Raw genomic sequence first — 22741 nt, forward strand, 5'->3', positions numbered from 1 at the left:
TCACCACACGGGGGTATGAGAGGCCGGAACCAATAAAAAATTGGCACTGACATTCATCGACACACTATTGAGTTCTCAAAGAACACACGCACACAACTGGACCCCAGATTCTCTCCGGGGGGCTTGTTGAGGCAACTGTCCTAGCCTAGCCAACCGCCCGCGCAGAGTCAAGTCTGCTCGTCCGATCCGGCAACGCTGATCGCCAGGCGCTCCTCGTCCTACCTCGTTTCCCAGGCCGCTGTGCTCAACGTTTCCGCTGCGCTTTGGGCTCCGGGTCGGTGTCCGTGTCGCTCTGACTTGGACAAAGTTACGCGGCGGAGAACGTCGAGTCAAATCCGCACTACACGGATGTTATTTCGCAGGTCAGAGGCCATCTGACACCCCGGAAAACGGGCTCGGGCCACTCGAATGTGACCCGAGCCACGTGATCTTTATGCGCCCGCCCGCAGTACGCCTGCGAAGTTCCGCTTGCCGCGGCGCAGCACCAACCATCGTCCGTGCAGGTAGTCGGCATCGGCGGGCGTCCATTCCAGATCCGAGATCCGCTCGTTGTTCACCGACGCTCCGCCTTCGTTCACCGCGCGCCGCGCGGCGCCGCGGCTCTCCGACAGTCCGGTGGCGACCAGCAGATCGACGATCGTGCTCGGTTCACCGACACCGACCTCGGCGACCGTGCCGTCGACTGCGGCTTCACGCAGGGCTGCCGACAGCGTCGGCTCATCGAGTTCACGCAGATCCGCGCGTCCGAACAGCGCCTGACTCGCCAACTGCACGGCCCGGGTATTCGCCTCGCCGTGCACCAGATTCGTCATTTCCTCGGCCAGCTTGCGCTGGGCTTCCCGTGCGTGCGGACGCTCGGCCGTGGCGGATTCCAGCTCGGCCAACTCTTCGCGGGACAAGAAGGTGAACCAGCGCAGGTACCGCACGACATCGGCATCGGTGGTATTCACGAAGTACTGGTACCAGGCGTATGGGCTGGTCATTTCCGGATCGAGCCACAGGCTGCCGCCACCGGTCGATTTGCCGAACTTCTTGCCGTCGGCCGAGGTGACGAGCGGCACGGTCAGCGCGTGCACCGCCGCACCGTCGACGCGCCGGTTCAGCTCGACACCGGCGATGATGTTGCCCCACTGATCCGAACCACCGACCTGCAGTGTGCAGCCGTAGTTGCGGCGAAGCTGCAGGTAGTCGTTTGCCTGCAGCAGCATGTAGCTGAATTCGGTGTAGGAGATGCCTTCGCCGTCCAGGCGGCGCTTGATGGTGTCGCGGGCCAGCATGACGTTGACCGAGAAGTGCTTGCCGATATCGCGCAGGAAGTCGACGGTCGACAGCTGGCCGGTCCAGTCCATGTTGTTGGCGATGATCGCGCCGGTGGGTGAGTCGTCGAGGTCGACGAAGCGCTCGAGCTGCGAACGGATCCGGCCCGCCCATTCCGCGACGGTATCGGTCGAATTCATGGTGCGTTCGCCCACGTCGCGCGGATCGCCGATGAGTCCGGTGGCACCACCGGCCAGCACGATCGGGCGATGGCCCGCGCGCTGGAACCGCTTCAGAGCCAGCAGCGGGACCAGATGTCCGGCGTGCAGGCTGGCTGCGGTGGGATCGAAACCGGCATAGAGGGTCAGCGGACCGGCCGATGCCGCCGCGCGCAGGGCGTCCAGGTCGGTGGACTGCGCGATCAGTCCGCGCCAGGTCAGTTCGTCGATGATCTCGCCGCTCACGCCTCCGCCTCGCTGGCGCTCGGCTCCAGCGTGCGCGATGCGCGCTGGCATATGGTTCGCTCACTTCGTTCGCTCACGCTGTCCCATCTTTCCGCACCGGTCCCCGCGACCGGCATGGCCCTCAGTGTCGCCGCGCGCCGCCACGCAGGGCGAACGATTTTCGGTAAACGCGACGACGATCGGCAGACCGCGCGGTCTGCCGATCATGTGCGTTGTTCAGATGTTCAGCGAGCCGGCAGCTCCCGCAGCGCGATGATGCTGTCGCGACGCTGCCAGGCGATCCAGACGAATACCACGCCGAGCACCAGCGGGAACGGCGCCAGAGCGGGCGCGCCGAGCAGGAACACCTGGGTCAGTGCGGCGCAGACCATGGTGATGGTCAGGCCGACGGCCGCGGGGCCGGTCAGGCGGGGCACCAGCAGGCCGATGCCGCCGGCGAGTTCGACGACGCCGGTGAAGTAGCGGAACCACTGGCCCCAGCCGATCGTGTCGAAGGATTCGACCGCCGCATGCGCGCCGAGCAGTTTCGGGGCGGCGGAGGCGATGATGAAGAACAGCGCGAGCAGGACCTGCACGGTCCAGAGCGCGATAGTCATCTTCTTGCCGGGGCGGTGGGCGACGGCGGCGGTGATCGGGGCGGCGGGGGCGATGGCGGTCATCTGTCTTTCCTTCGGGTCGGGTCGCGCCGGGTGGAGCGCGTTCAACAGATAGGACGGACACCGCGGCGAAAACTCATCGCCGATCCCGAAAATTCTTGTGACCTGGTGTTATACCGCTTCGATCGGGGCACGCGGGCTGCGCCGGTAGACCGAGACCGCCGGCGATGCGAGCCAGAATCGCCACGGCACATCCGCGGCACTGCTGACCCCGACGCGCGGCCCGTCGGAAATCTCGGTGGGGTCGATCGCGCCGTTCAACTCCAACCGGATCGGCGAGGCAGGGTCGAAGAGCGGAGTTCCGTAGTCGCTCAGGGTTATTCCGAGCGCGCTGCCGAGATTCCCAGGGCCCCTTGCCAAATCGGCGTCGGTGCGGGCCGCGGGTCGTCGCTCCCTGACCGTGTCGGCCCCGGCGATTACCTCGCCCGACCGGATGAGTACCGCACTCGCGGTGCCGTCCGGGCCGCTGGTCACGTTCACGCACATATGCATGCCGTAGCTGAGGTAGACGTACAGCACTCCGGCGGGCCCGAACATCACCGCATTGCGCTTGGTCCGCCCGCGTCCGGAATGCGATGCGGGATCCGGCCACGGTCCGGCCGGATCGCCGCCATATGCCTCCACCTCGACGATTCGCACGCCGACCGGTCCGGACCACAGCGTCGAGCCGAGCAGTCGGCGAGCCGCGGCGGGTGGTTCGACCGCGAGTTCCTCATTACGCACGACTCTCCATTGTTCCTGAAAGTCAGACGTAGCGACTGTGCTGGCCCGAGCGCAGTGTGACGAGATCGTCGATGATCACCGCGGCATAGCTGACCGCGACCAGCACCGCGAGCTGTGCCCAGGCGACCCACGCGATACCGATCGGGATGGTCGCGGCCACCGCGGCGGCGGCGAGCAGTCGCGACCACGGGCGTCGCAGACCGAGGGCGAGCCGGAAACAGAACTGGCCGAAGAAGTACAGCGCGACGCCACCGGAGAGCGCGGACGCGGCGGCGACGGAGGCGGGTTCGTTGCCGTGCGCGATGGTCATATTGATGCCCGCCGCGCTGACGGTGATGCCGATCAGCAGCGGGTATAGCGCGTAACCGTAGGCGAGCACCGCAGGACGCGAGCGTTCGCGATCAGGGACCGCGGCTAGTGCGTGCTCGCCGAGGTCGTCATCGATCCCGAAATAGGCCCACCACAGCACGTAGGCGAGACAGAGTCCGAGTGCGACGGTGGCGGTCAGCGGCACGGTCAGCTTCTCCCCCGCCAGGCCCAGACCGATCGCGACCACCGACTCTCCGATGGCGACGATGATCACCAGCCCGTTGCGCTCGCAGAAATGGCTGGCCCGCACCACGAAATCGCGGGTGTCGACCAGGTACGGACTTAGTACCTGCACCCCGAATGCCAGCCCCCAGCAAACGTACTGCCACCAGCCGTGCACGAAACCGCCCGCGAGCACGAGCGCCGCGGCGAGCGCGTTCAGCGGCGCGATGCGTTTGATCGCCTGGCTCGCCGAGGTGCCGCCGCTGACCCAGAACAGCGCCGTGTGCACCGTGTTGACCAGGACGTAGCCGAGGCCGAAGGCGAGACCCGTGCCGTGGAACGCGTCCGGGATCGCCAGCGCAAGCACGAAGAATCCGAACATGCCGATAAGCAGCAGCGTGCGGCGCTGCGAATTGCTCGGCGCCACTTCGTTGGTGAGCCAGACGTAGCCGCTGTACATCCACCAGATGACCCCGAACAGCACCAGCACCTGAGCCAGCGCCTCCCAGCCGGGATGGTGGGTGAAGACGTGGGTGAGCTGGGTGATGGTGAAGACGAAGACGAGATCGAAGAACAGTTCCAGGGTGGAAACCCGAACCTGTCCTCCGTCCACGTTCGGTTCCGTGGTCTGGCTGGTCACGGCAGGATCGTAAAGCAACACGCCGAACTGGTCATCCGATCACGTCGGTCCCCATGTAGAGCCCCTTGAGCTTGCTCGGGTTCACCTGGAAGCGCAGGTTGTGGATGTGGCCGTCGACGATGTCGTAGGTGAACGCCGCCACCGGGTTTCCGTCGATGCGCGCGAGCGCCCCGAGTTCGCCGTTGATATGCGCTGGCTCGAGGACGATGCCCGCGACCGACGGCTTGGCGAGTACGCCGAGAACCCAGCGCGCCACATGATCCGGTCCGTACAGCGGACGCCGGGCCGCGGTGACCACACCGCCGCCGTCGGACCATGAGGTGACATCGGGGGCGAGCAGATCCATCAGGGCATTGAGATCGCCACCGGCGCAGGCGGCCATGAACTGTTCGGTGATGTGTGTGCGCTCGGCCTTATCGGTATCGAAACGCGGGCGACGGGACTGCACATGGGAGCGGGCTCGATGCGCGATCTGCCGCACGGTGGCCTCGGGCTTGTCGAGGGTGTCGGCGATTTCGGCGTGGCTGTATCCGAACACCTCGCGCAGCAGGAAGACCGCGCGTTCCACCGGATTCAAGGTCTCCAGGACCACCAGCATCGCGGTGGAGACGGTGTCGGCCAACTCGGTCTCCTCGGCGATATTCGGTGAGGTCAGCAGGGGTTCGGGAAGCCAAGGGCCGACATATGTTTCGCGCTTGGCCTTGGCCGAGGTGAGCCGGTTCAACGACAGGTTGGTGACAGTGCGCACCAGATAGGACTTGGGGTACTGGACTGTCGACTGATCGGTTTCATTCCACTTCAGCCAGGTGTCCTGGAGGATGTCCTCGGCATCGGTGACGGTGCCCAGCATCCGGTAGGCGGTGGAAAAGAGCAGCCGCCGGTGTTCGATGAATGGGTCCTGCGCGGACGTAGCGTCGGCCATCTGGACCATGCTCCTAGGGCAAGTCCGGATTTGGCAATCCAACTTTCCGGACGAACGCGGAAACCGCCCGCCTGGTCGGCGGACGGCTGATCCGGGCCGGTTCATGCGGTCCGACGCGTGGATTTGCCGCCGTTGGACAGCTGGACCGAGACCGTCATCTTCTTGCTCAGCTTGAAGCTCGGCACCGGGCTGCTGCTCACCCCTTCCTTGTACAAAACGGCCGCTCGTCCGGTCAGGTAGAACCGGCCAGGGGTGTCGTCGGCCTTGGTGAACTGGATCACCGCATCCTTGCGCCCCAGGCTGACGGGCTGATGGAAGTAACCGAACCGGAACGGCTCGACGTTCTTGCCCTTCAATCGCCGCGCGATGGAGTCGGCGGCGTAGGCGGCGGTCGGCAGACCGGACTGGCAGGTGCCGTGGATCTGACCCCAGGCCTGGCGCACCGCGGCAGCGTCGCCGACGGCGTGGATGTTCGGGTGCGAAACCGACCGCAGGGTCGGATCGACCACGATCAGCCCGCGTGCGTCGGTTTCGATGCCCGCCTGCGCGGCAAGTGGCGAGACGCGGACACCGGTGGTCCACAGGGTCAGATCGGCCGAAACCAGTTCGCCGTCGGCGAGTTCGACCGCATCCGGGAGCACCTTGGTGACCGCTTGGCCGACCTTGCGGGCAACGCCGAGCCGATCGAGCGCCCTGTTCAGGTAGGCGCGAGCCTTATCGCCCATCATCGCGCCCGGTTCGGTGCTGCTGATCAGCGTGACGCGCAGGCCCGGGTGGCTCTCGGCGATTTCGGCCGCCGCCTCGATGCCGGTCAGACCGCCGCCGCAGACCGCGACAGTGCCGGCACCGGCCGCGACCACCGCGAGGTGTTCGGAGAAGCGGTGCGCAGTGCGCGGATCGTTCAGGGTCCAGGCGTGATCGGCGGCGCCGGGCACGATGCTGGTGTCAGTGCTGCTGCCGAGCGCGTAGATCAGCTCGTCGTAGTGCAGTGTGCCGGTGCCGTCGATGTAGACCCGCCGCGCCTCGGGATCGATGGAAGTCGCCCAGCCCTGGACGAATTCGACGCCCGAACCCGCCAGGATCTCCGGGATCCGATTATCGGCCAACTCCTGACCCGCGGCGACCTGGTGCATGCGCAGCCGCTCGGTGAAGCGGGCGGACGGGTTGACGATGGTTATCTCGACGTCGAGTTTGCGGGTCCGCCGGGCCAGCCGGATGGCGGCCAGCATGCCGGTGTAGCCCGCGCCGAGTACGACGATCCGATGCTTTGTCATGGCTTGCTCCCATGGTCGGTGTCACCGGGGCAGGTTGTTGGTTGGTGACGACCATCGGACAAAGCACCGCCGCCGGACGTGACAGCCATACGATGTGACGTGGGACACACACCAGATCAGGGGCGAAATGGGGACGCTCCCGGATGTGGCCGGGGGCCGGTGATCCATACCGTCGGCGGCATGTCTTCGGTTTCCCGGCCGCGGTGGTTGCGGCGGTTGCTCTTGATCGTCACGGCGGTCGCGGTGGTGGTGCTGCTATCGGTTGGTGGCTGCGTCTCTTGGGTGTACAGCAGTGCGTCCGTATCTACTGTCGGCAGCGGCGAATTCAGCAATGAGCTCGCGATTCCGCCGCTGGCGCAGTCCCGGGTGCGATCCGATGGCACGCGTGTCTTCGAACTCGAAATGCGTTCGGGACAAAGCGAATTCCGCGCAGGGCAGGCGACCGAGACGTGGGGGTTCAACGGGAACTATCTCGGTCCGACGCTGCGGGCACGGCGCGGCGAAAAGGTGGAAGTCGAAGTCCGGAACAATCTTTCGGAGCAGTCGACAGTGCACTGGCACGGAATGCATCTGCCCGCGGCGATGGATGGCGGGCCACATCAGATGGTGCAGGCCGGTGGCACGTGGACACCGCATTGGACCGTGGACCAGCCCGCCGCCACGCTCTGGTACCACCCGCATCCACACGGCGCGACCGAACAGCACGTCCGGCGTGGGCTTGCGGGGCTTTTCCTGCTCGATGACGAAGTGTCCGAAGCTCTTTCGCTACCGAAGAACTATGGCGTCGACGATCTGCCGGTCATCGTCCAGGACGTGAAATTCCGTGGCAATCAGCTCGATTCGTCACACGGCATGTTCCGCGACGTCGGGTTCCTCGGCGACCGGACCATGGTGAACGGAACCCTCACGCCGTATCGGAATGTCGGCGATGAGCTCGTGCGATTGCGGCTGCTCAACGCGTCGACGGCGCGGGTCTACACCTTCGGCTTCGCCGACGACCGCCGCTTCTCGCTGGTCGGCACCGACGGCGGGCTGCTGGAACGTCCTGTCGCGCTCGATCGGGTGCGGCTGTCACCGGGCGAACGCGCCGAAATCGTGGTTCGCGTGCGGCCCGGCGAACGGACCATGCTGCGTAGCACGAAACTCGATGCGGGACTGGACTTCTGGACGCAGCGATTCGCGGGTGGGGACGACAGCTTCGACATCCTCGAACTCCGTGCGGCATCGACATTGCGGCCTTCGCCGGAATTGCCTGCGGCACTGGCACACCCGTCGACGCCGGATGGCTCCGATTCGGTGCGCGAACGAAACTTCGAACTGAATCTGAGTGGCATCAACGGCAGCCCGATGGCGATGGATCGGATCGATCTGACGGTCACCCGGGGCACCGCCGAAACCTGGGTGGTGCACAACAACGACGGCATGCCGCACAACTTCCACATTCACGATGTGCAGTTCCGCGTCCTCGAAGTGAACGGCGCGCCGTCGCCCGACGCACTGACCGGACCGAAGGACACCATCTTCCTGCCGCCGAATGCCAGCGCGAAGCTCGCCATGCGGTTCGACGGACCCGCCGATCCGAACTCGCCGTACATGTATCACTGCCACCTGCTCCGGCATGAGGACCAGGGCATGATGGGCCAGTTTGTCGTGGTCGAGCCGGGTCAGTCGGCCGGAATACCGGCACATCACCACTGACGGGTCTTGCCCCCAGGATCAGATCGCGCTAAATTCATCACACAGTGAATTCAACACTCGATGAATTGAGGCGTCCCATGACGGACCTGCACTCATCCCATGCCGTCGAGGTTCGCAACCTCACCGTGCGCCGCGGCGGTCGCGAAGTCCTACACAACATCTCGCTGACCATCCCGCGCGGTTCCATCACCGGACTGCTCGGTCCGTCGGGATGCGGCAAGACCACGCTCATGCGCAGCATCGTCGGCACCCAGATCGTGGCGTCCGGCGAGATTTCCGCGCTCGGGCTACCGGCGGGCGCGGCGGAATTGCGGCATCGGATCGGTTATGTGACCCAGGCACCGAGCATCTACCGCGATATCAGCGTGCGTGAGAACGTCGCCTACTTCGCCGCGCTCTACGGCCGCGACCGCGACGACATCGACGAAGCCATCGGCGCGGTCGGTCTGCTGGATCACGCCCACCAGCGCGGCGACGAACTCTCCGGCGGCCAAGAGACCCGCGCGTCTCTGGCCTGCGCCTTGGTCGCGCAGCCGGAGGTGCTGATCCTGGACGAGCCGACGGTCGGCCTGGATCCGGTGCTGCGCGTCGACCTGTGGAAGCAGTTCCACGAATTGGCCGCGAACGGAACGACACTGCTGGTTTCCAGCCATGTGATGGACGAGGCCGAGCACTGCGACAAACTGCTGCTGATGCGCGAGGGCGACTTACTCGCCGAGCTCAGCCCCGACGAACTGCGCACCGAAACCGGTGAGCAGAACCTCGAACAAGCCTTCCTCACTCTGATCACGATGGGACGTGCGGCATGACCACCACCCTCGTACCCCGCCGCCGGACGCCGACACTGCGTCCCTATGCCGCGACGACCGGACGCATCCTGCGTCAGCTGCGCAACGACCACCGCACTGTCGCAATGATTCTCGTGGTTCCGGCGGTCCTGATGGCGCTGCTCTACTTCATCTACAAGGACACCCCGCCGAACCCCTTCAACCCGGTGCCGATATTCGATCGCGTCGGTATCAGCATGCTCGGCATCCTGCCGTTCATCGTGATGTTCCTGATCACCGCGATCGCCATGCAGCGCGAACGCACCTCCGGCACGTTGGAGCGGCTGCTGACCACGCCGCTGTCGAAACTCGATCTGCTCGCCGGATACGGCACTGCCTTCTCGGTGGCCGCGGCGGCGCAGGCGGCGGTGGCCTGTCTGGTCTCCTTCGGGCTGCTCGGCCTGAATTCGGCGGGCAGTCCGGTCTGGGTGGTGGTGATCGCCATGATCGACGCGGTCTGCGGCGTCGCGCTCGGGCTATTGGCAAGTGCCTTCGCGCGCACCGAATTCCAGGCCGTGCAGTTCATGCCGGTGGTGGTCGCGCCGCAGATCTTCCTGTGCGGCTTACTTGTTCCGCGTGGACAGTTGCCCGGCTGGTTGGAGGCGATCAGCAATGTGATGCCGCTGAGCTATGCGGTCGATGCGCTGCAACAGGTTTCGACGCATCAGGACGTCACCGGACAAATGCTGCGTGACCTGGCGGTCGTCGCCGGATTCGCGATCGTCGCGCTCTGCCTGGGCGCGGCCACGCTACGACGGCGGACCGCGTGACGGCCGAGGAGATTGCACAGGACCCGACGACCAACGGCGACCGGGGCACTCGCTCCGGTCGCCGGCCGGGCCGCTCCGACACCCGCGAGGAAATCCTCGCGGCCGCCCGCGCCCGCTTCGCCGAGATCGGCTTCGACAAGACCTCGATTCGCGCCGTCGCCGCCGACGCCGGGGTCGATCCCGCGCTGGTTCACCACTATTTCGGGACCAAACAGCAACTGTTCGCCGCGGTGGTCGAGTTGCCGATCGATCCGGAGGCCACACTGCGCCGGATCGAGGCCGCGCCGCTGGATCGGCTCGGCGAAACCATTCTCGGCTCGGTGCTCGCGGTATGGGACTCCCCCGCCGGCCCAGGGGTCGTCGCGGCGGTTCGCAGCATTCTCGCGGGCGGCGATACCGCGCTGGCCAGGACTTTTGTCCTGGATGTCGTCCTGGAACGGGTCCGGATGCGGATCGCGAAGCCCGAGGACGACGGCCGTGCCCGGGTCGCGCTGGTGGGGACGCAGATGATCGGCGTGCTCGTCGCGCGCAAAATTCTGGAGATAGAACCGCTGGCCTCGATGCCGGGTCCTGAACTGGTCGCGGCCGTCTCCCCCACGCTGCAGCGCTACCTCACCGGTGAAATCGATACTCCCGCACCGTAACTCGCGGTGGCGCACGCTATCGTGCGCCACCGGGCCGATGGCTGCTCAGGCGTCGGCGTGCTGACTTGTGAAGGCGGCGTGTTCGGCGTCGGTGACATCGCGGGCCTCATCGATCAGCAGCACCGGGATGCCGTTCTCGATCGGGTACGCGCGGCGCAGGCGCGGGTTGTAGAGGGCGGTGGCGCCCTTGTCATCGCGGACCAACAGCAGCGGACCCTTGTCCTGCGGGCAGGCGAGCAGGCTCAACAGGGTGGCGTCCAAGGCGGTTTCCTCCGGCATGATCGATAACTTACCCGGCGCCTAGGACCGTTCCGCACCCGAACCGGCCGATGGCGGCTCGGGCACGGGCGCCCGGTGGAACGAGATGTAGCGATGCCCGAAGAAGCTGGCGACGGCGACCAGACCCATCACCACCACCGCGGCCGGCCTACTCGGCAGATGCAGCACCGAGACGGCCAGCGACAGCAGTGCGATATTCATCAGCAGCCCACCGGAATTGACCGCTACGAAGCGAACGAAATCGCGCAGCATATGTCCGCGCACCCGGAAGACCAGCGTGCGATGCAGTACGAAAGCGATGACGATGCTGACGGCATAGGCGGCGACCACCGCGACCGCGGGCGGCACATTACTGCCGAGCACCGATAGCCACAGCACGGTCAGCCCCATACCGAGCGCGGTATTGAATGCACCGACCAGCGCGAAGGCGATCTCCTGCCGACGCACCAGCCGCAGCAGCACACCCGGATCCTCGGCGCCGGTCGCACCCGCATGATCCGCCGTGAATTCGGCCTGCTGGTCAGCTGTCAACGAGATACTCCCGCCAGATCAGGTTCCGAAACCGTCTCGGTCACCGGCGGTTCGGTCAGCGTCGCATCCTCGTCACGCTCGCGACCGCGCACGAACATCCATTGCAATGCGCCGATTCCGAACAGCCCGAGCAGTATCGCGACCCCGCCGATCTTCCACCCCGGCGGCCGCCAGGTCAGCTCCAGGTCGCCGTTCTTGGTACCGGCCGGAATATCCACGGCGACAAAGGTTTTCGCGACCACGTCGAAGGGGATCGCGCGGCCGTTCAGCTTCACCTGATAGCCCGGCCAGCCCAGCCGTGCGAAGACCACGCGGCCACCACTATCCGAACTCACGCGAACCCGGCTGGTCAGCTCCGATTCCGACACCGACATCGCGGTGCCGCCGGAGACCGCCGACACCCGGCCGTTCTGCGTGGACAGCAGCCCACCCACTCGCTCGAGCACTGCGATGTACTGGTCGTGACCTGGATAGTCGACCCACTGCCAGCCAGATGGTGCGGGTTGATTGCGCGCGTCCGGGTACAGCGCCTTCTGCAGCACTACCCGATCCACCTTCATCAGGTCGACGATCGTCCTGCCGGTAGTGGGCTCCGTCGCGAAGGCCCGCCGGAAGGCGTCGGGGCAGACGCTGGTGTCCCAGCGCATGCACAGCATTTCACCGAACCAGAAGTGCCCGTTGGGCGTATAGCCGCTGACGTAGGTCTTCTCCAGATCCTTGGCGTAGTTACCGAAGACCAGCGATCCGTACGCGCCCCGCAGCGAACGATCCTCGGGCCGGATCAAGCCGCGATCGGCCAATTGCAGGGTGGTGCCCCGAAATTCGGGAAACGCGGCCTTCATCTGCGACCGTTGCTCGGGCAGGTTCCAGCTCATCGGCGTCGGCTGTGCCGCATGCACCTGCAGGAAGGCGATCGGGAACACCGAAACGATGGTCAACGCGCAGGCCGCGGCCATGCTTTTCTTCATCCCGAGCCACACGACGGCCGCGCCGAGCACGGCGATTCCGACCGCCGCCACCACATGCCAGACGACCTCGCGCGGCGCCGCCGAGAACGACCGCACCCACAGCAGCCCGATCAGCACACCCGCCGCGATACCGCGGCCACGCCAATTCTCGAAGGTGGCGAAGCGGCCGAGCAGCACGCACACCAGCACCAACAGTCCGAGGGCCAGCATCGGCAATACCCGCGCGGGCCAGCGCAGCGGGCCGATGGTGCCCGGCCCCGCCGTCCACATCAGCGCCATCAGCGCGACGAGCGCGATCGCGCTGAACTCCCGCCAGGACGCGCGCGCCTTGCGCCAGTCGATGAAGGCCAGCGCCGGAATCAGGAACCAGGCGATATAGACCACCGGCATCGGCTGCACATAACCCCACCAGGAGTTGTACGCCGGCAACGAGCTGGGCAGGCTGGCATTGAGCGATTCCGACCACGGCACGGTCAGGAACTGGTCGTTATTGATCTGAGCCGTGCCGCGCCAGGTCACCTTCGCCGACAGCATGCTCGGCAAATAGGTGGCCAGCCCTGCCACGGCCGCACAGCCCGCGACCGCGAGCAGTCGCAGCGACGGCTGCCACCTACGTTGGTAGACGACCTCCCCCACGGCCACCGCGCCGATCATCAGCCCGGCCTCGACCGCCGGGAAAATGTATTGCACCGAGATGGCCAGGTACAGGAAAACGAAGGTGGGGATCGGGCCGCCCCGTCCCCGTGTATAGCGCACGCCGGACGCCCACGCGTGCGCCAGCCACGCGGTACCGGTAAAGGCGGTGTACCAACTCGCCTCGTCGAAGAACAACAGCCAACCGGTGAACGGAATCGACACGCCCGCAACGGCGGCCCACGGCAGCCGCGCCCCGTACTCCACGCAGATGCGGTACACACCGGTCCCGAGGACGACCGCGAAGATCAGCTTGATGACGGTGGTGTAGAGCGCGATGTTGTCGACCGAGGGCGCGATCAGATCGATCAGCAGTTGCGGCGGATTCAGCAGGCCCGCCTCCTCGATGGCGTAGTTGCCCGCCATCCAGTGCTCGGGGACCAACACCGGGAACTGTCCGTCGCGCAGGGACCGGCCGAGCATCACCCACAGCGGGCCGTACTGCGACTCGCTGTCATCGGTGTAGAAATGCCTGGCATTGGCCAGCAGGACGGCACCATATCCGGCGATCACACCGAGAGCGGTTATGAATCCCCATTTGTACACGTCCCGCCGGGCGGGGGCGCTGCTTTCCACCACGAGTTCCAGACCCTACAGGGCGCACTCGGCGAGGGACACCTCCGATCGGGCCTGCGCGGATCGACCGCTACGAGACCACGTCCGCCAGTTCACGATCCGGCTCGCCGGGGCTCGGATCCGCCGCAGGCGGTTCCGGATCCCGACGCCGCGATCGCACCCACAGCCACTGCAGCACCCCGATGGCGGCGATGCCGAGCGCTGTGGTGCCGATGCCGATCTTCCAGCCCGGCGGCCGCCAGGTCAGCACCAGTTCGGCGTTCTGCGTGCCTGCGGGTATGTCGACGGCGACAAAGGACTTCGCAACGGTGGTGATCGGGATCTGCTTACCGTTCAGGGTCACCCGGTAACCCGGCCAGCCGAGGCGCGCGAATACCACCTTGCCGCCGCCGGCCGAGGACACCCGCACCCGGCTGGTGGTATCGGTCTCCGAAATCGATGTCGCTGTCACGTTTTTCGCATCCGCGACGCGGCCGTTCACCGTCGAGATCGGACCGTCCACGCGTTCCAGCACCGAGATGTAGCGCTCGTGACCGGGATAGTCGACCCACTTCCAGCCCTCCGGTGCCGGCTGATTGCGCGCATCGGGGAACAGGGCGCGCTGCAACACCAGCCGGTCCAGCTTCATCAGATCGACAAGGGGACGGCCGGTGGTCGGCTCCGGGGCGAACATCCGCCGATAGGCGTCCGGGCAGACGCTGCTGTCCCAGCGCATGCACAGCAGTTCGCCGAAATAGAAGTGACCGGTCGGGGTGTAGCCATTGACATAGGTCAGCTCGAGCGATTTGGCGTAGTTGCCGAAGACCAGGGATCCGTAGGCGCCGTCGAGGCTCATATCGTCGCGCTGCAGCAGCCCGCGCTCGCCGAGTTGGATCGTGGTACCGGGAAAGTCCGGGAACGCGGCCTGCGCCTCGGACCTGTTGGTCGGCAGATGCCATGTCATCGGCGTCGGCTGCGCGGCATTGACCTGATAGAACGCGATCGGGAACATCGCGACGATGGTCAGCACACCCGCGGTGGCCAGACTCCGGTTACGGGCCAGCCAGACCACCCCGGCGACAAGCGCGCCGATCGCGGCGGCCGCCAGCACATGCCGGACCACATTGTGTGGATCCGCGGAAAAGGACCGCACCCACAGCAAACCGATCAGCAGAGCGGCGGCGATGCCGCGGCTCTTCAGATCACGCAGGGTGGCGTAGCGCCCGAGTAACACACAGACCAGCACGAGCAGGCCGAGCGCGAGCATCGGCAGCACCCGCACCGGCCAGCGCAGCGGACCGATCGAACCCGGTCCGGCACTCCACATCAGCATGATGATCGCGAACAGTGCGACCCCGCTGAGCTCGCGCCAGGATTCGCGGGCGCGCCGCCAGTCGATGAAGGCCAGCGCCGGAATGAGGAACCAGGCGATATACGTGACCGGCATCGGCTGGATATAGCCCCACCAGGAGGTGAACGCGGGCAATGTGCTCGGCAGACTGGCATTCAGCGACTCCGACCAAGGCACCGTCAAGAACTGGTCGTTATTGATCTCCATGGTGCCGCGCCAGGTCACCTTCGCCGACAGCATGCTCGGCAGAAAGGTCAGCAATCCGGCCAGACCGGCACCCGTCGCGGCCACGGTCAACCGCGCCACCGGCTGCCATCTGCGTTGGTAGACGAGCTCGCCCACCGCGACGGCGAGCAGCATGAGCGCCGCCTCGACGGCCGGAAAGATGTACTGCGTGGAGATGGCCAGGTAGAGGTAGATGAAGACGGGAATCGGCCCGCCCAGACCGCGGGTGTAGCGCACCGACGACGCCCAGGCATGGACCAGCCATGCGGTGCCGGTCAGCGCGGTCATCCAACTGGCCTCGTCGAAGAACAGGAAGAAACCCGACAGCGGGAACGCGACACCCGCGACCGCGGACCACACCGGCCGCGCGCCGTACACCAGGCAGATCCGGTAGACACCGAGCGCGGCGATGATCGCGAAGATCAGTTTGACGATAGTCGCGTACACCGCCATGTTGTCGACCGACGGAGCGATCAGATCGATCAGCAGCTGCGGCGGGTTGAACAGGCCGGCATCATCCATCGTGTTGTTGCCCGACATCCAGCGCTCGGGCACCAGCACCGGGAAGGTGCCGTCACGGAGCGCGCGTCCCAATCCCACCCAGAGTCCGGTGTACTGGGATTCGGTGTCGTCGGTGTAGAAGTGCCGCGCGTTGGCCAGCAGTACCGCCAGGTATCCCGCGATGACACCGAGCGTGCAGACGGCACCCCATCGGTACACCTCCCGACGCGAATCGGGCTCGCTGTCGCGGGCGTCGGGTCCTGCGTTTTTCGCCTCCGTCACTGCACCAACCGTCACGAGTTCCAAACCCTACAGCGCACAGTCGAGCTTGGCATCGACGCGCCGACACCACCATGATGGTGCGATGAGCTGCTCCGGAATGCCGTATGCGTACCGTGTTAAAGTTCACGGCGGCTCGGGCTCTGCTGTCCAGCGGAGATTACCGGCACGCACCGTCATCGAAAGTCGATCCAGCTGATGCCGATTCCCACCGCCCACCCCAACGGCTCGCCCGCGGGTGCGACCAACGGACGCCCCGCTCGGCCGGGCGCCGACCAGCCGCATGCGGTGTCGGTCGTGGTGCCGATCTATCGGGGCGAAGAAACCATCGGTGGACTTGTCGAAGAACTGCACCGGCTGACCGATCCCACCGACACCCCCGGCGGCGTCGCCTTCACGGTCGACGAGATCATCCTGGTGCACGACCACGGTCCCGACCGCTCCGATGTGGTGCTGCAGGAACTGGAGCAGACCTATCCGGAGGTCCGCATCGTCTGGCTCAGCCGCAACTTCGGGCAGGACGCCGCGACCATCGCCGGAATGTCGGCCGCCCAGGGCGACTGGATCGTCACCATGGACGAGGACGGCCAGCACGATCCCGCCTTCATCGGCGCATTCCTGGACGCGGCCTTGACCGAGCGCGCCGATCTGGTCTATTCGAAGCCGACCAACACCCGTCCGCACGGATTCCTGCGCAATATCACTTCGCGCGGCGCGAAGGTGGTGCTCGCGACGATCTTCGCCTTCCCGGACTCCACCCGATTCGAAAGCTACCGGCTCATCCGCGGCGATATCGGCCGCCAACTCGCCGAGGTCGCCTCCAACGGCGCCTATCTCGACGTCGCGCTGACCTGGGTGGTCGGCACCGTCGCACAGGTGCCGGTGACCTTGCGCGCCGAGGGCCGCGAGGAATCCGGCTACAACTACCGGCGGCTGTTCTCGCTGTTCTGGAAGATGGTGCTGTGCAGCGGAACCCGGGGCCTGCGGCTGGTCAGCCTGCTCGGGGTCACCCTCGCGCTGGCCGGTGGCGTGATGGCCGCGTTCGTCGTATACGAGGCGCTCACCGCCGACAATTGGGCGCCCGAGGGCTGGGCCTCGATGATCGTCGTGCTGCTGCTATGTTCGGGAACGATCTTGTTCTCGCTGGGACTCATCGCCGAATACCTCGGTGTGGCTTTGCATATCCTCGTCGGCAAGCCGCTGTATCTGACCGTCGGGTCGCCTACACCGCGCCCGGCGGATAACCGGGAAATGACCACGACCACCGCCAGCAGGGAGAACGACCGGGTTGAGCACTGACCGCGTCATCTTCAGCCGCCCGTTCCGGGCCCGCCGCGAACTGGCCAATCTGGAGGCCGTTCTCGCCTCCGACCACAGTCACGGCGACGGGCGGTTCACCGCCTCGGCCACCGCGAAGCTGAAGACCATCACCGAGGCACCGCATGCGCTGCTGACCACCTCGTGCACCTCCGCACTGGAGATGGCGGGTCTGCTGCTCGAGCTCGGCCCCGACGATGAGGTGATCGTGCCGAGTTTCGCGTTCACCTCGACCGCGACGGCCATGGCACTGCGCGGCGCCACCTGCGTCTTCGCCGATATCGACCCGGAAACGGGCAATTTGGATCCTGAGTCGGTCGCCGCGGTGATCACCGAGCGAACCAAGGCCGTTGTGGTCATCCACTATGGCGGGGTGGCCGCCGATATGGCCGGGCTGCTCGCACTCGCCGATGCGCACGGCATCGCCATCGTCGAGGACAATGCGCACGGCCTCGGCGGCCGGTGGCGCGATCGCCCACTGGGTACCCTCGGTACCCTCGGCACGCTCAGCTTCCACGACACCAAGAACGTGCACTGCGGCGAGGGCGGTGCACTGCTGCTCACCGACGAGATTCTGATGTCGCGCGCCGAGATCATCCGCGAGAAGGGCACCGACCGCGCCCGTTTCCTGCGCGGCGCGGTGGACAAGTACTCCTGGCAGGATATCGGCTCCAGCTATCTGCCCAGCGAGCTCAACGCGGCGGTGCTGGACGCGCAGCTGGACGAATTCGAGACGATCCAGACCGGACGGCACCGGGTTTGGGACGCATACGCCGCCGCACTGCCGGACTGGGCCCGCCGCAACGATGTCCGGCTCATGGCGGTGCCCGAGGACCGCACACATACCGCGCATCTGTACTACCTGCGCACACCTACCGAGCGGCAGCGCGACGATCTGATCGCACATCTGGCCGCACGCGGCATCTCGGCGCCGTTCCACTATGTTCCGCTGGATTCCAGCCCGGCCGGACTCAAACTTGGCCGCACCCCGAAGGCCTGCGTGCGAAGCGCCGAATTCTCGGGAACCGTTGTGCGCCTACCACTTTGGCCTGATCTCACCGACGATCAGATCGCCAGGGTCATCGACGCCGTCACCGCATACACCGTTTGAGGCGAGCGGCGGACCTCACGCGGTGAGCACGAACAGCTTCTCCCTGCCACCGGCGATCAGCGACCGCTGCACCACGCGCGGCTCGTAACCGCTGAAGAACGCGTCCAAAGTCGCCTCGCTGAACCGGCGCGCCTGTGCACCGTCGCCCGCATCGGTGAACCGCTGGCCGATCGCAGCGAGCACCCGATTTTGGCTGGTGGCCAGGTTGCGAATCGGCTCTGCGATGATCACCTGCTTTCCCGCCGCCGTCAGCATCCGATCGATGACCGGAGCAGGCTCGGGCAGAAAGTGATAGAGGCTCGACTGCATGATGACGTAATCGGCCTCGGGCAGTGGGGTATCGGAACGCAAGTTCCACACCACGCCGCGTCCACCCGCCCGGGCCAGCCTGGCGATGAATCGGCCGTTGAGGTCGAGTCCGGTGTATTCGATGGCCCGGTCGCGCAAGTAGCGGGTGTACAGCGTCGCGGGTCCACAGCACAGGTCGACCACGCTGACGCCATCGGGCACGAGTTCGGCGATCGCGCGATACCGAGCGGGGTAGTGCCGCCCATACAGCCCACGCATCAACAGCTCGTAGATGGTTCCGTTGCGGTAGATAAGGCTCGGTCTCACAGCACCCCTGAACAGTTGTCGACATGGCAACTACGCCACCCGGATGCGCCGGGCAGCCCGCGCGAGGCATCGCCCTCTTGGTAGTGAATCAACCGACTCGCCAACACGATCCGGCGCGGCAAGCGTACCCGCCTACGGCTGCCCCTGCTGACGGGCGGCCTCCTCGCGGATCTCGCGGAGTCTGGTCGCCGCATCCTTCGTGGGACGGGTCGGGAGCGCGGGTGGTGGGGTGGCGGGCAGCTGTGGCGCTTCGGTCTCGGTGGCTTTGCCGCGACTGCCGACGTAGAGCCGGAACACGCCGTAACCGGCCAACAGCAGGATAGCCAGTGGCACCAGGGACACGACGAGGCTCTTCACGAACCCGATCACCATCAGCGCGCCCAACAGCGCCAGTATGCCGACGCCCAGTTTGACCTTCCACGACATCTCGAAACCTCCGTTGTCGCCGCGGACCTGGCATCCACGCTACCCCGCCGTTGCGACCGAAACCGGAACGATGGGGCGCGGGCTTATTCGCCGAGGATGGTTCCGGTTTCGTCCTCGGTGCGGATTTCGTAGGCCTCGGATTCCCGGTTGTACCACCAGGTATCGGGTCCCGGCTGCGGACGACCCGCGGCCTGCACGGCCCGCGTCGACGGGCGGTAGGACGAACTGCGCGGAATCTCGTCGGCGACGTAGACGATGTCGGGTCGCTGGTCCGGATCGAGTGCGCGCACCGCCTCGGTCACATCCTTGGGTTCCAGCCGGAAGCCCTTGCGGACGCTGACCGCCGCCACCGCCAGCGCATGGTCGCCGACGGGCAGTGCGTAGGCGACCTCCATATCGACGGCGGTGATGTCGTTGAGCATGTCGACGATGGGCTGGGTGAAGACCGGGCCGCGTTCGGTGTGGATCACCGTATCGGTGCGATCGACCAGCCAGTAGTCGCCGTCGCTGTCGCGGCGGAAGAGATTTTCGGTCGGCATCCACGCATCGCCCGCCGTGAACACCCCGCGGAGCCCGCCGTCGGAGAGGTCGACGCCCTCGGTCGCCTTGCCGATCAGCAGCCCGACCTCGTTATCCGCACACCGGCGCGCGAAGCCGGACCCGTCGGTTCGGATCTGCTCGGTGACCGGGTCGTAGGCGACCAACTCCACCTTCGCGGTGCCCGGCACGGGGCGGCCCTTGCAGCCGGCTTTCACACCGGCCACATTGGCCAGCACCACGTCGCCCTCGATGGATGCGTAGAACTCGAGTACCCGCGCGGGCGTGAACTGTTCGGTGGTGCGTCGCCACAGCCCGGCGGGCATGCCCGAGCCGATGAACAGACGGATCGGATGCTGGTGTCCGGCCGGGAAGACCTCGGCATCGAGTATGTCGCGCAGCATGGTCCAGGTGTAGGTGACCACGGTGACGCCGTAGCGGTGCACCTCCTCGCCGAACCGGATCGGGTCCAGCGACCTGGCCAGTGCGATCCGGCTGCCGCCCGCGATCGCGCCGCCCAGGCTCACCAGCAGACCGGACGAATGATGCAGCGGCGCAAGGCAGTAGACGGTGTCCTTGCGATCCAGATCGGCCGAGGTCGCGGTACCGAAAGCGGACAGCGCCCAGCGGTGGTTGGTGATGTATTTGGTTTCCAGGCGGTCGCCGGTGCCGGTGACGAGCACGAAGGCCAATTCCCGCGCCAGACCCGGATCCGGGCGGTACCAGGCGGGCAGCTCGACCTGGGTGGGATCGATCTGTTCCAGGTCGATCACGTCATCGCTCAATGGAATAGCGAGAGTGCGCGTGCTACCGCCGCCGAGCACCAGGACCCGGGTGCCGGTTGCCGCCGCCGCGCGCAGATTCTCCGGATCCGAGACCAGGGCCTTGATGCCGGTGAGTTCGATGGCGCGATCCAACTCGCTACCGGGGGCGAGTAATACGGACACCGCGCCGATACGGGAGAGCGCGGCGACGGTGGCCAGCGCGCTCGGCCGGGTCTCCATCACCACACCGACGCGCATGGCCGGGCGGATGCCGACGGAGACGAGCCCGCGCACGACATTATCTATGCGCGCGTTCACGGCGGCATTGGTGTGCACGCGATCGTCGAAGAGGAACAGATCGCGCAGCGGCGCGCGGCGCGCCTGCTCGGCGACCAAGCGGCCCAACGAGATGCGGGTATGTGGCTGGATCATGCCGAGTCGAGCCAGCCGCGGCAGTGCGCGCGCGGCCTCACCCGCGAGTTCGATCGAACCGCGCACGGTATTGCCGGCAATGCCCTCCAGCGCCTTGCCGACGCCTGCGCCCGCCTCGGCCAGGGTGGCCGCGGTGTGCACGACCCGGGTGGCCGCCGAATTCGGCCGGCTGGTCGCCACATGGTCGGTCATCGGCGCGATCTCCGGCGGCAGCGGCTGATCGCCGTCCATCCAATCGATCCACTGACGCACCAGCGGCCAGGTATGCCTGGTCGCCATGCTGCCCGCGACGAGGCCGAAATGTCCCGCCACCAAACTGGCTTCGTATACCTCGGCATTGGGTGCGGCGCGGACGATGCCGCGCACCGCGGCCGGCTGGCCGATATCGTCGACCTCGCCGACGAAGGCCAGGATCGGGCACTTCAGCTCGGCCAGCGAAACCGGCTGGTCCCGAATCACGAAGCCGCCGAGCATCAATCGGTTGTGCACGACGAACTGTTTGAGCAGATCCGCCGCCGCCGGACCGGCGTAGCCGACCCAACCGTCGTTATTGAGGAACCGACGCTGACGTTCCTTGGGCAGCAATGCCTCTCGGTCGTGCAGCTGGCGCAGGAAGTCGATGCGCGATTTGGCGGTCTTCATCGGATCGAGCATCTGGAAGCCGAGCCGGACCATGGAATCGGTGATGGGCAGGCGGGTCACCACATGGTCGGCCAGGAACTCCGCGACATCGGAGACCATGCCGTAGGGCAGGCCGAACGGCATGCCCGCGACCACATCCACCGGGCTGCCGAAGGTCACGATGCTCTCCACGCCCTTGCCGGAGCGGTAGGCGGTGGTCTGATAGGCGAACATGCCGCCCTGCGAGTACCCCATCAGGTGCACATTGGCGCCGGTCGCGTCGCAGACCGTATCGATGGCGCTGTTGACCGCGAGGACATGATCGGCCAGGTCCCGTTCCCAGCCCCCCTCCTCACTGGCGGGCGAACCGAAATCGACCACCCAGCAGTCGATTCCACCGCGGTGCAGAATGCCGACCGCGCCGTCGTCGGCGTTCACATCCCAGATATCGGCATTGACCATCAGCGGCGGTACCAGGACCGCGACTGGGCGACCCGGCGTCGCATCGTCGGGGAAGTAATGGCGCAGTCGATACATTCTGCGCCGTTCGACGACCTCGAACGGCGAGGACTCGACATCGTGGGTCAACCCGCCGAAGCGGATGACCTCGAGGCCGTTCTGGGCCGTTGCCATCAACCGCTGCACCGACCCGACCACACTTTCCACATTCAACTTCACGATCGCTCCTGGCCCTACCCTGCAAAGTGACCCGCATCACACACCCCGATGTGCTCAGACGAGCTTCCCACACCGTGTATCCATTATGGGTCGGCTGTGACGGGATCCATGCCGGGTCGGGCCGATGATGCGGGATGTTCGCGGCGGCGGTGCGCAAAAGATACCGACCGTACAGCCTTGCCCGGTCCGCACCGATTCGCACCGGGTCGTTATCGGCAGTTATCCGCATCGAGGTCATGTCGTAACCATCCGAAAAACAGACCAGCATTCTCGTGGCTTCATTCTCGAGATTCGTGTGCGCGCAGCATCTTTCGCGGTTTAGGATCGAACCCGTTCGGAACGCAATGTCGCGTAAGCCAATTCGCACGGGAGAGTCGGTCACCGTCTGCATGTCTCGGGTCGGCCACTTCTCTCGGCAACCATGCCGCCATACCCCAGCAGGCCTGCCGCCT

Annotated in this window: 19 protein-coding genes; 6 read left to right on the forward strand and 13 right to left on the reverse strand. The window is 66.1% G+C overall.

The window, feature by feature from the left end; genetic code table 11:
- Positions 1 to 431 precede the first annotated feature (431 nt).
- The 6 genes from tyrS to ACFYOW_RS39095 all read right to left on the reverse strand — a co-directional run bounded on the left by tyrS (position 432) and on the right by ACFYOW_RS39095 (position 6467).
- Positions 432 to 1721, reverse strand: coding sequence for a tyrosine--tRNA ligase (gene tyrS / locus ACFYOW_RS39070; protein WP_387295323.1), 1290 nt, complete (start codon positions 1719 to 1721; stop codon positions 432 to 434).
- A gap of 224 nt (positions 1722 to 1945) precedes the next feature.
- Entirely contained in the window at positions 1946 to 2380 is a 435-nt protein-coding gene (locus ACFYOW_RS39075; RefSeq protein ID WP_387295325.1) for a DoxX family protein, read from the reverse strand.
- A gap of 108 nt (positions 2381 to 2488) precedes the next feature.
- The gene (locus tag ACFYOW_RS39080; protein ID WP_387295327.1) at positions 2489 to 3100 is read right to left on the reverse strand and encodes a DNA-3-methyladenine glycosylase; all 612 of its coding nucleotides are present in this window, start codon (positions 3098 to 3100) and stop codon (positions 2489 to 2491) included.
- A gap of 22 nt (positions 3101 to 3122) precedes the next feature.
- Positions 3123 to 4271 carry a low temperature requirement protein A gene (locus ACFYOW_RS39085; protein ID WP_387295329.1) on the reverse strand — a complete coding sequence of 383 codons (1149 nt, stop codon included), beginning with the start codon at positions 4269 to 4271 and terminating at the stop codon, positions 3123 to 3125.
- Between the two features lie 31 nt (positions 4272 to 4302).
- Complete coding sequence (locus tag ACFYOW_RS39090) at positions 4303 to 5193, reverse strand: RNA polymerase sigma-70 factor (RefSeq protein WP_387295331.1); 891 nt, start codon at positions 5191 to 5193, stop codon at positions 4303 to 4305.
- Between the two features lie 101 nt (positions 5194 to 5294).
- Complete coding sequence (locus ACFYOW_RS39095; RefSeq protein WP_387295333.1) at positions 5295 to 6467, reverse strand: NAD(P)/FAD-dependent oxidoreductase; 1173 nt, start codon at positions 6465 to 6467, stop codon at positions 5295 to 5297.
- A 180-nt stretch (positions 6468 to 6647) separates the two neighbouring features.
- Here ACFYOW_RS39095 and ACFYOW_RS39100 point away from each other — a divergent pair, with 180 nt between their 5' ends.
- The 4 genes from ACFYOW_RS39100 (at position 6648) to ACFYOW_RS39115 (ending at position 10406) form a co-directional block, all read left to right on the forward strand.
- Positions 6648 to 8165, forward strand: a complete 1518-nt coding sequence (locus tag ACFYOW_RS39100) for a multicopper oxidase family protein (protein WP_387295335.1) — start codon at positions 6648 to 6650, stop codon at positions 8163 to 8165.
- Between the two features lie 77 nt (positions 8166 to 8242).
- The gene (locus ACFYOW_RS39105; protein ID WP_387295337.1) at positions 8243 to 8974 is read left to right on the forward strand and encodes an ABC transporter ATP-binding protein; all 732 of its coding nucleotides are present in this window, start codon (positions 8243 to 8245) and stop codon (positions 8972 to 8974) included.
- Positions 8971 to 9762 (forward strand): ABC transporter permease, encoded by a 792-nt coding sequence (locus tag ACFYOW_RS39110; protein WP_387295339.1) that lies wholly within the window; start codon positions 8971 to 8973, stop codon positions 9760 to 9762. The genes ACFYOW_RS39105 and ACFYOW_RS39110 overlap by 4 nt, the downstream gene beginning before the upstream one ends.
- Positions 9759 to 10406: a TetR family transcriptional regulator gene (locus tag ACFYOW_RS39115; RefSeq protein WP_387295341.1), complete on the forward strand. Its 648-nt coding sequence runs from the start codon at positions 9759 to 9761 to the stop codon at positions 10404 to 10406. The genes ACFYOW_RS39110 and ACFYOW_RS39115 overlap by 4 nt, the downstream gene beginning before the upstream one ends.
- Before the next feature lie 45 nt (positions 10407 to 10451).
- On the opposite strand, the gene ACFYOW_RS39120 is transcribed toward ACFYOW_RS39115, so the two are convergent.
- The 4 genes from ACFYOW_RS39120 to ACFYOW_RS39135 all read right to left on the reverse strand — a co-directional run bounded on the left by ACFYOW_RS39120 (position 10452) and on the right by ACFYOW_RS39135 (position 15728).
- On the reverse strand, positions 10452 to 10685 hold the full coding sequence (locus ACFYOW_RS39120; RefSeq protein ID WP_040689305.1) for a Trm112 family protein: 234 nt from the start codon (positions 10683 to 10685) through the stop codon (positions 10452 to 10454).
- 21 nt (positions 10686 to 10706) lie between these two features.
- Entirely contained in the window at positions 10707 to 11216 is a 510-nt protein-coding gene (locus ACFYOW_RS39125) for a GtrA family protein (protein WP_387295343.1), read from the reverse strand.
- Positions 11213 to 13453 (reverse strand): hypothetical protein, encoded by a 2241-nt coding sequence (locus tag ACFYOW_RS39130; protein WP_387295640.1) that lies wholly within the window; start codon positions 13451 to 13453, stop codon positions 11213 to 11215. The genes ACFYOW_RS39125 and ACFYOW_RS39130 overlap by 4 nt, the downstream gene beginning before the upstream one ends.
- Before the next feature lie 70 nt (positions 13454 to 13523).
- Positions 13524 to 15728: a hypothetical protein gene (locus ACFYOW_RS39135; protein WP_387295642.1), complete on the reverse strand. Its 2205-nt coding sequence runs from the start codon at positions 15726 to 15728 to the stop codon at positions 13524 to 13526.
- Positions 15729 to 15986: 258 nt separating this feature from the next.
- On the opposite strand from ACFYOW_RS39135, the gene ACFYOW_RS39140 reads away from it, so the two are divergent.
- Complete coding sequence (locus ACFYOW_RS39140) at positions 15987 to 17087, forward strand: glycosyltransferase family 2 protein (RefSeq protein ID WP_387295345.1); 1101 nt, start codon at positions 15987 to 15989, stop codon at positions 17085 to 17087.
- Positions 17077 to 18216, forward strand: coding sequence for a dTDP-4-amino-4,6-dideoxygalactose transaminase (gene rffA / locus ACFYOW_RS39145; protein ID WP_387295347.1), 1140 nt, complete (start codon positions 17077 to 17079; stop codon positions 18214 to 18216). Before ACFYOW_RS39140 ends, rffA begins: the two co-directional genes overlap by 11 nt.
- Positions 18217 to 18231: 15 nt before the next feature.
- Here the strand turns inward: rffA and ACFYOW_RS39150 are convergent, their stop codons facing one another.
- The 3 genes from ACFYOW_RS39150 to ACFYOW_RS39160 all read right to left on the reverse strand — a co-directional run bounded on the left by ACFYOW_RS39150 (position 18232) and on the right by ACFYOW_RS39160 (position 22289).
- The gene (locus ACFYOW_RS39150) at positions 18232 to 18831 is read right to left on the reverse strand and encodes a class I SAM-dependent methyltransferase (RefSeq protein ID WP_387295349.1); all 600 of its coding nucleotides are present in this window, start codon (positions 18829 to 18831) and stop codon (positions 18232 to 18234) included.
- Between the two features lie 132 nt (positions 18832 to 18963).
- Positions 18964 to 19257: a hypothetical protein gene (locus ACFYOW_RS39155; protein WP_387295351.1), complete on the reverse strand. Its 294-nt coding sequence runs from the start codon at positions 19255 to 19257 to the stop codon at positions 18964 to 18966.
- Between the two features lie 83 nt (positions 19258 to 19340).
- Positions 19341 to 22289: an acyl-CoA synthetase gene (locus tag ACFYOW_RS39160; RefSeq protein WP_387295353.1), complete on the reverse strand. Its 2949-nt coding sequence runs from the start codon at positions 22287 to 22289 to the stop codon at positions 19341 to 19343.
- Positions 22290 to 22741 lie beyond the last annotated feature (452 nt).

It is taken from the genome of Nocardia sp. NPDC006982 (assembly GCF_042869435.1).
GTDB lineage: Bacteria > Actinomycetota > Actinomycetes > Mycobacteriales > Mycobacteriaceae > Nocardia.